The organism is Paenarthrobacter sp. NPDC058040 (assembly GCF_042885775.1).
In the GTDB taxonomy this organism is placed as follows: domain Bacteria; phylum Actinomycetota; class Actinomycetes; order Actinomycetales; family Micrococcaceae; genus Arthrobacter.
Map to the genome: position 1 here is coordinate 194,651 of NZ_JBHVRN010000003.1, position 11,634 is coordinate 206,284.

The 11,634-nt window shown below is 62.3% G+C and carries 14 protein-coding genes; 5 read left to right on the plus strand and 9 right to left on the minus strand.

Annotated features, from left to right (window positions below; translation table 11 throughout):
• Window position 1 precedes the first annotated feature (1 nt).
• Complete coding sequence (locus ACFVSJ_RS05460; RefSeq protein ID WP_387435030.1) at window positions 2–943, plus strand: type II secretion system F family protein; 942 nt, start codon at window positions 2–4, stop codon at window positions 941–943.
• A 9-nt stretch (window positions 944–952) separates the two neighbouring features.
• Window positions 953–1,831: a type II secretion system F family protein gene (locus ACFVSJ_RS05465; RefSeq protein WP_387435032.1), complete on the plus strand. Its 879-nt coding sequence runs from the start codon at window positions 953–955 to the stop codon at window positions 1,829–1,831.
• Window positions 1,832–1,956: 125 nt separating this feature from the next.
• Here the strand turns inward: ACFVSJ_RS05465 and ACFVSJ_RS05470 are convergent, their stop codons facing one another.
• The 8 genes from ACFVSJ_RS05470 to ACFVSJ_RS05505 all read right to left on the minus strand — a co-directional run bounded on the left by ACFVSJ_RS05470 (window position 1,957) and on the right by ACFVSJ_RS05505 (window position 7,247).
• Complete coding sequence (locus ACFVSJ_RS05470; protein ID WP_387435034.1) at window positions 1,957–2,847, minus strand: tRNA pseudouridine synthase A; 891 nt, start codon at window positions 2,845–2,847, stop codon at window positions 1,957–1,959.
• A gap of 18 nt (window positions 2,848–2,865) precedes the next feature.
• A complete protein-coding gene (gene rplQ / locus ACFVSJ_RS05475) occupies window positions 2,866–3,423 on the minus strand; it encodes a 50S ribosomal protein L17 (RefSeq protein ID WP_387435036.1) in 558 nt (185 codons plus the stop codon).
• Between the two features lie 66 nt (window positions 3,424–3,489).
• Window positions 3,490–4,500, minus strand: coding sequence for a DNA-directed RNA polymerase subunit alpha (locus ACFVSJ_RS05480; protein WP_347108054.1), 1,011 nt, complete (start codon window positions 4,498–4,500; stop codon window positions 3,490–3,492).
• A gap of 138 nt (window positions 4,501–4,638) precedes the next feature.
• Window positions 4,639–5,040, minus strand: coding sequence for a 30S ribosomal protein S11 (gene rpsK / locus ACFVSJ_RS05485; protein WP_021472435.1), 402 nt, complete (start codon window positions 5,038–5,040; stop codon window positions 4,639–4,641).
• A 51-nt stretch (window positions 5,041–5,091) separates the two neighbouring features.
• Window positions 5,092–5,469 carry a 30S ribosomal protein S13 gene (rpsM, locus tag ACFVSJ_RS05490; RefSeq protein ID WP_021472434.1) on the minus strand — a complete coding sequence of 126 codons (378 nt, stop codon included), beginning with the start codon at window positions 5,467–5,469 and terminating at the stop codon, window positions 5,092–5,094.
• A gap of 196 nt (window positions 5,470–5,665) precedes the next feature.
• Window positions 5,666–5,779, minus strand: a complete 114-nt coding sequence (gene rpmJ / locus ACFVSJ_RS05495; protein ID WP_011775570.1) for a 50S ribosomal protein L36 — start codon at window positions 5,777–5,779, stop codon at window positions 5,666–5,668.
• Window positions 5,780–5,848: 69 nt separating this feature from the next.
• Window positions 5,849–6,070: a translation initiation factor IF-1 gene (gene infA, locus ACFVSJ_RS05500; RefSeq protein ID WP_011775571.1), complete on the minus strand. Its 222-nt coding sequence runs from the start codon at window positions 6,068–6,070 to the stop codon at window positions 5,849–5,851.
• 196 nt (window positions 6,071–6,266) lie between these two features.
• On the minus strand, window positions 6,267–7,247 hold the full coding sequence (locus ACFVSJ_RS05505; protein ID WP_387435038.1) for a P1 family peptidase: 981 nt from the start codon (window positions 7,245–7,247) through the stop codon (window positions 6,267–6,269).
• A 223-nt stretch (window positions 7,248–7,470) separates the two neighbouring features.
• On the opposite strand from ACFVSJ_RS05505, the gene ACFVSJ_RS05510 reads away from it, so the two are divergent.
• The 3 genes from ACFVSJ_RS05510 to ACFVSJ_RS05520 are packed head-to-tail and all read left to right on the plus strand — an operon-like array spanning window position 7,471 to window position 10,739.
• Window positions 7,471–8,448, plus strand: a complete 978-nt coding sequence (locus tag ACFVSJ_RS05510) for a carbohydrate ABC transporter permease (RefSeq protein WP_387435040.1) — start codon at window positions 7,471–7,473, stop codon at window positions 8,446–8,448.
• On the plus strand, window positions 8,445–9,341 hold the full coding sequence (locus ACFVSJ_RS05515; RefSeq protein ID WP_387435041.1) for a carbohydrate ABC transporter permease: 897 nt from the start codon (window positions 8,445–8,447) through the stop codon (window positions 9,339–9,341). Before ACFVSJ_RS05510 ends, ACFVSJ_RS05515 begins: the two co-directional genes overlap by 4 nt.
• A 51-nt stretch (window positions 9,342–9,392) precedes the next feature.
• Window positions 9,393–10,739, plus strand: a complete 1,347-nt coding sequence (locus ACFVSJ_RS05520; RefSeq protein WP_387435042.1) for an ABC transporter substrate-binding protein — start codon at window positions 9,393–9,395, stop codon at window positions 10,737–10,739.
• Window positions 10,740–10,802: 63 nt separating this feature from the next.
• Here the strand turns inward: ACFVSJ_RS05520 and map are convergent, their stop codons facing one another.
• A complete protein-coding gene (gene map / locus ACFVSJ_RS05525) occupies window positions 10,803–11,630 on the minus strand; it encodes a type I methionyl aminopeptidase (RefSeq protein ID WP_387435043.1) in 828 nt (275 codons plus the stop codon).
• Window positions 11,631–11,634: the final 4 nt, after the last annotated feature.

The following is an 11,634-nucleotide window of genomic DNA, read 5'->3' on the forward strand; positions in this document are numbered from 1 at the left end:
CATGGACTCACCCATCGTGTTCTACGCCGCCCTGGGAATCTGCGTAGCGGCCCTGCTTGTAGTGGTGTTGGTGGTCCTCAAACCGCGGAATGGCACGATTCCACTGTCGCGACGCCGCACCGGGACCGTTCAGGACGATTCGGCCGTGGGGAGGGTTTCCCAGTCCGCCGTGCAGTTCGTCGACACCGCGATTGGCCGCTCCGGTGGCCCCTTCAACAGGGAAGTCCTCTACATGGCAGGAGTGAAGCAGGCACCTGCCGACGTCACAGTGGTTGTGGTCATTGCCACTGTCCTGGTGGGAGTCTTGGCTACCTTGCTGGTGAATCTGGTCCTGGGATTGCTGCTGGCCCTGGCCACGCCCTTTGTTGCCAAACTGGTCCTCGTCTTCAAGACCGACAAGCGGCGGTCAAAATTCGATGCGCAACTGACGGACACCATCCAGATGTTGATCGGTGGCCTGCGAGTGGGCCACAGCATCATGCGGTCCCTTGAAGCGGCGGCACAGGAAGCACAGGCCCCCGCCTCGGAGGAACTGAACCGGATTGTCAACGAGGTCCGCGTGGGCAAGGATCCCCGCCAAGCCATCGAAGACTGCGCTGCCCGCATGGACAGCGAAGACTTCCGGTGGATCGGCCAGGCCATCCAGATCAACCGTGAAGTCGGTGGCGACCTGGCCGAGGTCCTTGAACAGGTTGCCGGAACCATCCGCGAACGCGGCGAGATCAAGGCGCACGTCAAGGCGCTCAGCGCCGAAGGCAAGATGTCGGCCTACATCCTCATGGCCTTGCCGGTGGGCGTGGGCCTCCTCCTGACGATCATGAATCCGAAGTACATGTCCATCTTCGTGACGAATGTCTGGGGCATTGGAATGCTCATCGTCAGTGCCATCTTGTTCGTTGTTGGCGGCTTCTGGATGAGCCGCACCGTGAAGATCAAGTTCTAGGAGAACGTCATGTCTCTTATTGCGTGGCTGATCATCGCCGCCATTGTCCTGCCCTTCGGCTACTTTGTCTGGAGCCTTGCCAGCATCGACCGCAAGGGCATCGTCGCCATTCAAACCAACCTCGGTTCCGGCTTTGCCCAAGGTGCCGGCGTCACCATCCAGCGGCCACCGCTGCTCCTTGGTGTGGCCCGAAAACTGACCCCTGGCAGCTACGAGGCCAAACTGGACCAGTGGCTCGCGCTCGCGGGACGGCCAAAGTCCATGCCGCTGACCAAACTGATTGCCCTCAAACCGGCACTCGCGGTAGGCGGTGCGGTCTTCGGCTTACTCTTGATCTTCGCGGGACCCGGTCCTCTAAGCATTGGCTTCACCATCTTCGTCACCGCACTCCTGTACTTCCTGCCGGACCTGTTGGTCTACAACACGGGACTCAAGCGCCAGGAAGCCATCCAGTTGGAATTTCCCAACACACTGGATCAGATGCTGATTTCGGTGGAAGCCGGGCTTGGCTTTGAAGCAGCCATGGAGCGGGCCTCGGTCTATGGAGCAGGCCCGCTGGCCCAGGAGCTCATGAGGACGCTGCAGGATATCCAGGTAGGCCGGCCCCGCCAGGACGCTTACGCGGCGTTGGCGGAACGATCCACGGTCAGCGATGTCCGCAGTTTTGTCCTCGCCGTGATCCAGGCAGACAAATACGGCATTGGGATCGCCAACGTGCTTCGCGCCCAAGCGAAGCAAGCCCGGGTCAAGCGCCGTCAGATTGCTGAAGAGAAGGCAATGAAGCTTCCTGTCAAGGTGCTCTTCCCGTTGTTGTTCTCTATTTTTCCTGTTCTCTTCATAGTCCTTCTGGGGCCGGCAGCCATCAAGATCGCACAGGCATTCAGCTGATCCTGAAGCCGGCAGTAGACCGGCCGTTCACGGATCCCAGACCGCGGACGGTCACAACGGCCCCCTTCCGGTACCCAGAGCCGGGAGGGGGTCCTCCAATGCCTGGAACCGAACAACGAAGCAAACTACTCCCGCTTGGCCCTCGTCAGCTCGGCCCGGGCCAGCAGCTCGCTATCAGACGGATAAGCCACTTCCTCCAACACCAAAGGATGAGGTGCCGCCAACAACGACTTCGGGTCACGGGCGCGAGCCAGCAATCGTTCATGCAGCCAGGCAGGCGATTCCTGCCCCTCCCCTACCCGCAAGACAGAACCCACCAGTGAGCGCACCATGTTGTGGCAGAAGGCATCGGCCTGCACCGTAGCCACAATGATCCCGTCAGGCCCGCGCCCAAAAGAGAACTGCTGCAGCTCACGGATGGTTGTGGCACCCTCACGTGGCTTGCAGTAGGAACGGAAATCCTGCAACCCGAGCAACATGGATGCACCCGTGTTCATCAGGGTTACGTCCAACGGCACCTTGTGCCACAAGGTGATGCCACGGAGCACAGGATCCCAACGCTCCGGACCGTCGGCAATCCGGTAACTGTAACGTCGCCACAAGGCAGAGAACCGGGCGTCGAAACCCGCAGGCGCCAGGCCGGCGTCGTGCACTTCAATCGCACCGGTGAGGTCGCCCAGGACGCGGCTCAACGCACCACGCAGGCGACGCAGCAGCGAAACGGCAGGGTCGACGTCGTGCCCCCGCGTCAGGCCGGACCATTCTTCGGACGTGAAGTCGACGTGGACCACCTGCCCACGGGCGTGGACGCCGGCGTCGGTCCGTCCGGCAACGGTGACCCGCACGGGACGCCGCACCAACAAGGCCAGCGCTTCCTCCAACGCTCCCTGGACGGTCACGAGCCCCGGCTGGACGGCCCAGCCACTGAAGGGGCCGCCGTCGTATGAGAGATCCATCCGGATACGCAAAAACCCGCCGCCCTCCGAAACGGGGGCAGCGGGTTTTTGTTCGTTCATAGACCCAAGTCTACTGAATTACTTCTTGTCCTCTTCGGCCGGAGCCTCTTCGGTCTGAGCTTCTTCAGTCTCGGCAGCTTCAGCTTCAGCGGCCGGAGCCTCTTCGGTCTCAGCAGCTTCGGTCTCAACAACCTCTTCCTCAGCAGGAGCTTCGGCAGCCGGAGCAGCCTTGGCAGCGGCAGCGGTTGCTTCAGCAACTACGGCCTGCTTCGGGGAAACGGGCTCGAGAACCAGTTCGATAACAGCCATGGGCGCGTTGTCGCCCTTGCGGTTGCCGATCTTGGTGATGCGGGTGTAGCCACCTTCACGGTTGGCAACGGCGCCGGCGATGTCGGTGAACAGCTCGTGGACAATGCCCTTGTCGCTGATCAGGCCGAGAACACGACGGCGGGAAGCGAGGTCGCCACGCTTGGCGAAGGTGACCAGACGCTCTGCGTACGGCTTGAGGCGCTTGGCCTTGGTAACCGTGGTGGTGATGCGCTTGTGCTCGAAGAGCGATGCTGCCAGGTTCGCGAGCATCAGGCGCTCGTGAGCCGGGCCGCCTCCGAGGCGCGGACCCTTAGTGGGGGTAGGCATAGTTATTTCTCCTGTTGTGGAGGCCGGCCGGTTCCATCACTGGACCCGGCGGCCAAGATCTGCTTTTTAGAGCTCGTCGTCGCTGAACGCGGCGTCGTCCTCTTCGATGGCTGCGGCGCGGGCTGCGAGGTCGAAACCGGGAGGGGAGTCCTTGAGGGACAGACCCAGTTCAACGAGCTTTGCCTTGACCTCGTCGATGGACTTGGCACCGAAGTTGCGGATGTCCATCAGGTCAGCCTCGGAGCGGGCAACGAGTTCACCCACGGTGTGGATGCCCTCACGCTTGAGGCAGTTGTAGGAACGGACCGTGAGGTCCAGATCCTCGATCGGCAGAGCCATGTCAGCTGCCAGGGCAGCGTCAGTCGGCGACGGGCCAATCTCGATACCTTCAGCTGCGGTGTTCAGCTCACGGGCAAGACCGAACAGTTCCACCAGGGTGGTGCCTGCAGAAGCAACAGCGTCACGCGGAGCGATCGCCTGCTTGGTCTCGACGTCGACAATGAGCTTGTCGAAGTCGGTGCGCTGCTCAACACGGGTAGCTTCCACGCGGAAAGTTACCTTCATGACCGGCGAGTAGATCGAGTCGACCGGGATACGGCCGATCTCGGAGTCGCCGGACTTGTTCTGAGCTGCCGAAACGTAGCCACGGCCGCGCTCGATGGTCAGTTCGAGTTCGAACTTGCCCTTCGAGTTGAGGGTGGCAATGTGCAGATCCGGGTTGTGGAATTCGACGCCGGCCGGCGGAGCGATGTCCGCGGCGGTGACGACTCCGGGGCCCTGCTTGCGCAGGTACGCAACAACCGGCTCATCGTGCTCGGAGGAAACCGAAAGGTTCTTGATGTTCAGGATGATCTCGGTGACATCTTCCTTGACACCCGGAACCGTGGTGAACTCGTGCAGCACGCCATCGATCCGGATGCTGGTTACAGCGGCACCGGGGATGGAGGAGAGCAGGGTACGGCGGAGGGAGTTTCCGAGGGTGTAACCGAAGCCCGGCTCCAGCGGTTCAATGATGAAACGGGAGCGGTTCTCGGCTACAACTTCTTCGGACAGAGTGGGGCGCTGTGCAATGAGCACTTAGGTTTCCTTTCGGCGAGCATCCGCTATATGACGCAACACAGGTGGTGGAAATCGGCTTCGGTTTCCAGCCTGACCAGCCGGACCATGCTTGTGGATCCACAAGCAGGGCCCGGCCGTCAGACAGGTAGAACCTAATTAGACGCGGCGGCGCTTCGGCGGGCGGCAACCGTTGTGGGCGCTGGGGGTGACGTCCTGGATGGAGCCAACCTCGAGGCCAGCAGCCTGGAGCGAACGGATTGCGGTTTCGCGTCCCGAACCCGGTCCCTTGACGAAAACGTCAACCTTGCGCAGACCGTGCTCCTGGGCGCGCTTTGCAGCAGCTTCGGCAGCCATCTGGGCAGCGAACGGGGTGGACTTACGGGAGCCCTTGAAGCCAACCTCACCGGCGGAAGCCCAGGAGATCACAGCACCGGTCGGGTCCGTGATGGACACGATGGTGTTGTTAAAGGTGCTCTTGATGTGCGCCTGTCCAAGCGCAATATTCTTCTTATCCTTGCGACGCGGCTTACGGACCGCTCCACGAGTCTTCGGGGGCATTGTTTCTCCTACAGAAAGTTATCGGGGGAAAACCAGGTCAATCCCGAGGGATTAACGTCCGGCCTTCTTCTTGCCGGCGACGGTGCGCTTCGGGCCCTTACGGGTACGAGCGTTGGTCTTCGTACGCTGACCGCGTACGGGCAGGCCCTTGCGGTGGCGCAGGCCTTCGTAGCTGCCGATTTCAACCTTGCGGCGGATGTCAGCGGCTACCTCGCGGCGAAGGTCACCCTCAACCTTGTAGTTGCCTTCAATGTAGTCACGCAGCTGGACCAACTCAGCGTCAGTCAGGTCCTTGACGCGGACGTCAGGGCTGATGCCGGTGGCAGCCAGGGTTTCGTGTGCACGGGTCTTGCCCACGCCGTAGATGTAAGTAAGCGCAATTTCCAACCGCTTTTCGCGGGGAATGTCTACGCCAGCGAGACGAGCCATAGTGGCGGTACTCCTTGAATAAACCGGAGGTCGTAGGCAGTACACCCGCACGTTCAGTACGGCCCCAGCCTCCGACCGGGGGTACGCTGTCCAGGCTCTGTAATTCTGTCCCAGCTCAGCTTGTGCTGCCTTTATTTACTTGCGTGGGTTAGCAACCCAGGTTTGCCCTCGCGGGCGCTGATTCCCTTGCGGGGAATTAGCCCTGGCGCTGCTTGTGGCGCGGGTTCTCGCAGATCACCATGACCCGGCCGTTACGGCGGATCACTTTGCACTTGTCGCAGATCTGCTTGACGCTCGGCTTGACCTTCATGGCGTTCCTTTGCGTGTTTTGCAGTTGATCAGCTGGAGCGGCGTGGGACATGCCCTGCCGCCCAGCAATTTACTTGTAGCGGTAGACGATACGACCACGTGTGAGGTCGTACGGGCTCAGCTCCACCACTACCCGGTCCTCGGGGAGGATTCGAATGTAGTGCTGACGCATCTTCCCAGAGATGTGTGCGAGAACGACGTGCTTGTTGGTGAGCTCAACACGAAACATCGCGTTGGGCAGCGCCTCAGTCACAACGCCCTCGATCTCAATGACCCCGTCCTTCTTGGCCATATCCTCCGCTAACTGTTGTTTGCCGCAGTCCTCCGGTTAGGCACCGGCGATCCAGCGGACGTTTTTTGTTTGCTTTGGCCCTCTTGGAACCACCACACCAAAAAGGGCGTGGCTGTACAGACAACCAACAGACAACTCTACGCCACTCGGGCGCGAAAGTTAAATCCGATCATGGTAGCGCACGTGGGCGGACTCGTCACGCCCCGGAGGTGCCGAAGGAAGGGAAGCTGCCCGCCTCCGTCGTTACGCTTTCGGCTGCCTCGACGCCGTCGAGGATGGCCAAGCGGACCGTCTCGGCCGCGGCGCTTTGGAGCGTAATGAGCGACACCTGCCGCGCTTGTTCCGTACTGCGGTCAAGCCCGACGGCGCCAGTCGCCAAGGCGAACACGGTGTCACCGTCGGCGAGGGTATGGGACGGATCCAGCGCCCGCGCCAACCCCGCGTGCCCCGACGAAGCAGTCCGCTTGCACTCCGCTACATCCAAAATCGCATTCGTAGCGATCACGACGAGCGTGGTGTTGAGTCCCTGCGGTGGGGCCAGCGGGTCTGCGACCCTCTGCGCGCTCGGTCGTTCCTCCCTTAGACGCGCGCTGCCGGGTCCCAGCCCCACTGGCATCCCGAGCGCGTTCACCACGGCAATCGCTCCCACAATGACCCCACTATCAAGCGTGATCGAGGAGGTTCCTATTCCCCCCTTGTACTGTCCGCGGGCGATCACGGCACCGGTTCCCGCACCGACGTTTCCACGCACGACGGCGGCATGGTCGCCTGAGGCGAAAGCTGAGGCGACTGCCTGGTACCCCATGTCAGCGTCGGGTCGGGCGCGTACGTCACCACCACGGCCGAGGTCGAAGATGGCAGCAGCCGGAACGATAGGGACCACGGTCCCCGGAACTGCGAAGCCTCTCCCCTGCTCCTCGCACCAGCGCTGCGCCCCATGGGCAGAAATGAGCCCAAAGGCACTGCCGCCGGTGAGGACAACCGCATCCACCGTGGATACGAGCGTCGTTGGATCCAGTGCGTCTGTCTCATGCGTCCCCGGTCCCCCACCCCGGACATCCACGGACCCGACGGTTCCGGGCGGAGGCAGTACAACGGTCACCCCGCTGAGCCACCCCTCGCTGGTCTTCTGGACCTGGCCGATTCGGATACCAGCTACATCGGTGATCGCATTCATGGCTCCATTCTCCACCCGGCAACAGACAGGAACCGGGAGCCTGGCCTCAAATACGAACAGTCAGGTAACTGTTTGCAAACGGCTCAGAAAAGGTTAGCCAACTATCGCTTCGGAAGCGCCGATTGGTGCCATCGGGCCATTTCGCTGTGGTGAGCTAGGGCTGTCTCCCGCCGCCCCGATCCGGGCCGGCACCCAAAAGTTCGCCTCACAACCTAAGAGATCCATGACTACCCGACTCGATAACAGCCGCACCGAGCCTGCGGCAGCACCGAGCACAGTGCCGCCTGAACGCAGGCCTGCACCTGTCCGCAAGGCCAAACGCTGGTCCGGCCGCAGCCGCAAGGATTTCGTCGTCTTCCTTGCCATGGCCCTGCCGAACCTGGCCCTTATTGCCACGTTTACGTACTGGCCCCTGATCAACAACATCTACTACTCCACGCTGGACTGGACGTTGGGTTCGGCCTCGGCCACGGTGGTGGGACTACAGAACTACGTCACCTTCTTCACCAGCGAGGACGCCGTCAAAGTACTCGGGACCACAGGCATCTTCACCGTGGTGACCGTAGGCGGTTCCATGATCCTGGGCATGCTCGTCGCCCTGGCCTTGAACTCAAAGGTCAGGGGCACCACGTTTGCCCGCTCTGCGGTGTTTGCGCCGTATGTGCTGTCCGGAGTGGGCGTCGGCTTGGTGTGGCTGTTCATCTTCGATCCCGGCTACGGCGTCCTCGCGTGGATCCTCCGAGGCCTGGGACAGCAGAGCCCACAGTGGATCAACGATCCCCAGTTGTCCTTGGTGATGGTCATCATCGTGTACGTCTGGAAGAACCTGGGCTACTGCGCCGTAGTGTACTTGGCCGGGCTCCAGTCGCTCCCCCGCGACGTGATGGAAGCCGCCGCGTTGGACGGGGCCAACAGCATGAGGCGGTTCTTCAACATCTCGGTCCCGCTGCTGTCCCCCACCACGTTCTTCCTCCTGATCACCACCATGCTCAGTTCGCTGCAGGCTTTCGACCTGATCCGGATCATGACACCTTTGGGCAACGGGACCAGCACTCTGATCTACGAGGCCTACCTCCAGGCGTTCGGTGCCTACAACAGGGCTGGATACTCGGCAGCGATCTCCGTGGTCCTCTTCGCGATCCTGCTGGTCATTACCGTCCTCCAACTGCGCTTTGTTGAGCGAAAGGTCCACTACTCATGAGCGCGCAGTCTCCCGCCGTCGTCGTACCTTCACCCGAGCAGCCACACGCAAAGCCGCTGTCCAGGACCAACCTGGTCCAGACGCTGGCAACCGGGTACGTCCCGCTCATCGTTGCCACTCTGGTGGTCTTCCTGCCGTTGCTGTGGATGCTGCTCAGCTCGTTCAAGCAACCCGGCGAGATTGTCACCACGGACCTGAAGATCCTTCCTGAGTCGTTGAACCTCGAGAACTATGCCACCGCGATGACCACGGTCCCGTTCGCCCAGTTCTTCGCCAACAGCCTGATCGTCACGTCCGTCGGCTCCACCATCAAGGTGGTCCTGGCCATCCTGACGGCCTACGCGCTGGTGTTTGTCCGGTTCCCCTTCAAGAACGTGATCTTCGTGCTGATCCTCGTGGCGCTCATGGTGCCGGCGCAGGTGTCCATCCTGCCCAACTACATCCTGATCGCGGGCATGGGCGGGAAGAACACGTTGTGGGGCATCATCCTCCCCGGCCTCGGTACGGCGTTCGGTACGTTCCTGCTCCGGCAGCATTTCCTGACCCTGCCGCCCTCCATCCTGGAAGCCGCCGAGATCGACGGGGCCGGACACTGGCGCCGGCTGTGGCAGATCATCGTTCCCGTGTCCCTGCCGTCGGTGGCGACGGTGGCCTTGGTGACTGTGGTCAGCGAATGGAACGACTACATCTGGCCACTCATCATCACCGACAGGCCCGAGACCATGACGCTCCCGGTGGGCCTGACGTTGCTGCAGAACTCGGAGGGCAACGGGGCGGGCTGGGGCATCCTCATGGCGGGCGCCGTGCTGGTGATCGTCCCCATCCTGCTGGTGTTCGCCGCCCTTCAGCGCTACATCGTCGCGGGCCTCACCCAGGGCAGCGTCACCGGCTAACAAAGTCCAACCACCATTTCGCATCGAAGAAAGTTATTGAGAGGAAGCACCATGCGCACGAATCTTGACCGTCGGCATTTCCTTGGCCTCGCAGGCCTGGGCGCCGGAGCAGCGGCCTTGGCCGCTTGCGGTGGACCGTCGACGGCGGGTCCGGGAACCGCCGTCGAATCGGCGGCCGTCGACTTCAGCGGCGTCAAGCCCGCCGCCTCGATCGATTTCTGGACCAACCACCCGGGCAAGTCCCAGGACGTGGAGAAGTCGATCATCGATAAGTTCCACGCCAAGTTCCCGGACATCAAGGTCAACCTCGTCACGGCCGGCGCCAACTACGAGGAAATTGCCCAGAAGTTCCAGACCTCCCAAGCCGCCAAGACCGAGCTGCCGGGCTTGGTAGTCCTCTCCGACGTGTGGTGGTTCCGCTACTTCTCCAACGGCAGCATCATCCCGATCGACAGCCTCGTGAAGCAGCTGGACATCAAGCTGGACGACTTCCAGAAGTCCCTGGTTGAGGACTACAAATACGACAACCAGCAGTGGGCGCTCCCCTACGGCCGCTCCACCCCGCTGTTCTACTACAACAAGGACCACTTCAAGGCCGCTGGCCTCCCGGACCGGGCTCCGGCCACCTGGCAGGAATTCGCCGAGTGGGCTCCCAAGCTAAAGGCATCCTCCGGCGCCCAGCACGCCTACATGTACCCGGCCCTGGCCGGCTACGCAGGCTGGACCCTCCAGAACAACCTGTGGGGCTGGGGTGGCAGCTGGTCCAAGGACTGGGACATCACCTGCGATTCGGACAAGGCAGTGGCTGCGCTCCAGTGGGCCCAGGACTCCATCTACAAGGATGGTTGGGCCGGAGTTTCCTCCAAGGAAGCTGCGGACGACTTCGCCGCGGGCATCGCGTCGGCCACGATTTCCTCCACGGGTTCGCTGCTCGGCGTGCTGAAGGCCGCCAAGTTCAACGTGGGAGTCGGCTTCCTGCCCGGCGGCCCCGAAGTTGCCACGGGCGTGTGCCCCACTGGCGGCGCAGGCCTGGGCATCCCAAGCGGAATCAGCAAGGAAGAGCAGCTCGCCGCCGCGACATTCCTGAAGTTCATGACCGAGCCGGAGAACACGGCCGCGTTCTCCGCCGCTACGGGCTACATGCCCACGCGTCTTTCAGCGGACATGTCGGCTGTGCTGGCTGCCACGCCGCAGATCAAGACCGCCATGGACCAGCTCGCCGTCACCCGCGTCCAGGACAACGCCCGCGTGTTCCTGCCCGGCGCCGACCAGGAGATGGCCAAGGCTGCCGCGAAGATCCTCACCCAGCAGGGCGACGTCAAGGCGATCATGACTGAGCTCAAGAAGACCCTCGAGGGCATCTACACGAAGGATGTGAAGCCCAAGCTGAAGGCGTAGCCTGCCGCGTGGCACGAAAAAGCGCGGGGCTGCTTGGCAGCCCCGCGCTTCTATTTGTTGTTGCTAAGGGATCGGGACGGGAACGACGCCGAGCGGCGACAACTGTTCCGCGCCTCCATCCGGTGCGGACAGGACCCAGATGCCCTTCTCGTGTACGGCGACGGAATGCTCCCACTGGCAGGAGCGCTTGCCGTCGGTGGTCACCACCGTCCAGTCGTCGTCAAGGGTGGCGGTCTCAATGCCACCGCGTACAAGCATCGGCTCGATCGCCAGGCACAGCCCCGGCCGGATCTTCGGTCCCCGGTGGTTGGTGCGATAGTTCAGGACGTCCGGTGCCATGTGCATTTCCGAACCGATGCCGTGGCCGACGTAATCCTCAAGGATGCCCAGGGGTTTGCCCGGAACGGAGGAGACGTAGTCGTCAATGGCGTTGCCGATGTCCCCGACGAACTTCCCGTTGGCAAGTGCGGCGATTCCGCGCCACATTGCTGCCTGCGTGACGTCCGAGAGGCGCTGGTCCTCGGGATCAGCGGCGCCCACGATCACCGTGCGGGCCGAGTCTGAGTGCCAACCATCCACGATGCAGCCGCCGTCAATGGAAATGATGTCGCCGTCCTGCAGCACCCGGCCGCCGGGAATACCATGCACCACTTCCTCATTCACGGATGTGCAGATGGTGGCGGGAAAGCCGTGGTAGCCGAGGAAGTTCGACTTGGCGCCCGCGTCGTTCAGGACAGCTGCGAACACGTTGTCCAGGTCCTTGGTGGTGACACCTGCCTTCGCCGCCGCAACTGCAGCGTCCAGCGCACGGCTGAGGACCAAGCCGGCCTCGTGCATCTTGCGCATCTGCTCGTTGGACTTGTATTCAATGCGGGGCTGACCGAACGCCATGTTC

Excerpts from the sequence above, each read along its gene's own strand:
- rpsM (WP_021472434.1), bottom strand. The coding sequence starts at position 5,469 with ATGGCTCGTCTCGCTGGCGTAGACATTCCCCGCGAAAAGCGGTTGGAA.
- ACFVSJ_RS05470 (WP_387435034.1), bottom strand. The coding sequence starts at position 2,847 with ATGAACGAACAAAAACCCGCTGCCCCCGTTTCGGAGGGCGGCGGGTTT.
- ACFVSJ_RS05460 (WP_387435030.1), top strand. The coding sequence starts at position 2 with ATGGACTCACCCATCGTGTTCTACGCCGCCCTGGGAATCTGCGTAGCG.
- rplQ (WP_387435036.1), bottom strand. The coding sequence starts at position 3,423 with ATGCCTACCCCCACTAAGGGTCCGCGCCTCGGAGGCGGCCCGGCTCAC.
- ACFVSJ_RS05505 (WP_387435038.1), bottom strand. The coding sequence starts at position 7,247 with ATGAATGCGATCACCGATGTAGCTGGTATCCGAATCGGCCAGGTCCAG.
- infA (WP_011775571.1), bottom strand. The coding sequence starts at position 6,070 with ATGGCCAAGAAGGACGGGGTCATTGAGATCGAGGGCGTTGTGACTGAG.
- rpsK (WP_021472435.1), bottom strand. The coding sequence starts at position 5,040 with ATGCCCCCGAAGACTCGTGGAGCGGTCCGTAAGCCGCGTCGCAAGGAT.
- ACFVSJ_RS05520 (WP_387435042.1), top strand. The coding sequence starts at position 9,393 with ATGCGCACGAATCTTGACCGTCGGCATTTCCTTGGCCTCGCAGGCCTG.
- ACFVSJ_RS05515 (WP_387435041.1), top strand. The coding sequence starts at position 8,445 with ATGAGCGCGCAGTCTCCCGCCGTCGTCGTACCTTCACCCGAGCAGCCA.
- ACFVSJ_RS05510 (WP_387435040.1), top strand. The coding sequence starts at position 7,471 with ATGACTACCCGACTCGATAACAGCCGCACCGAGCCTGCGGCAGCACCG.
- ACFVSJ_RS05465 (WP_387435032.1), top strand. The coding sequence starts at position 953 with ATGTCTCTTATTGCGTGGCTGATCATCGCCGCCATTGTCCTGCCCTTC.
- map (WP_387435043.1), bottom strand. The coding sequence starts at position 11,630 with ATGGCGTTCGGTCAGCCCCGCATTGAATACAAGTCCAACGAGCAGATG.
- rpmJ (WP_011775570.1), bottom strand. The coding sequence starts at position 5,779 with ATGAAGGTCAAGCCGAGCGTCAAGCAGATCTGCGACAAGTGCAAAGTG.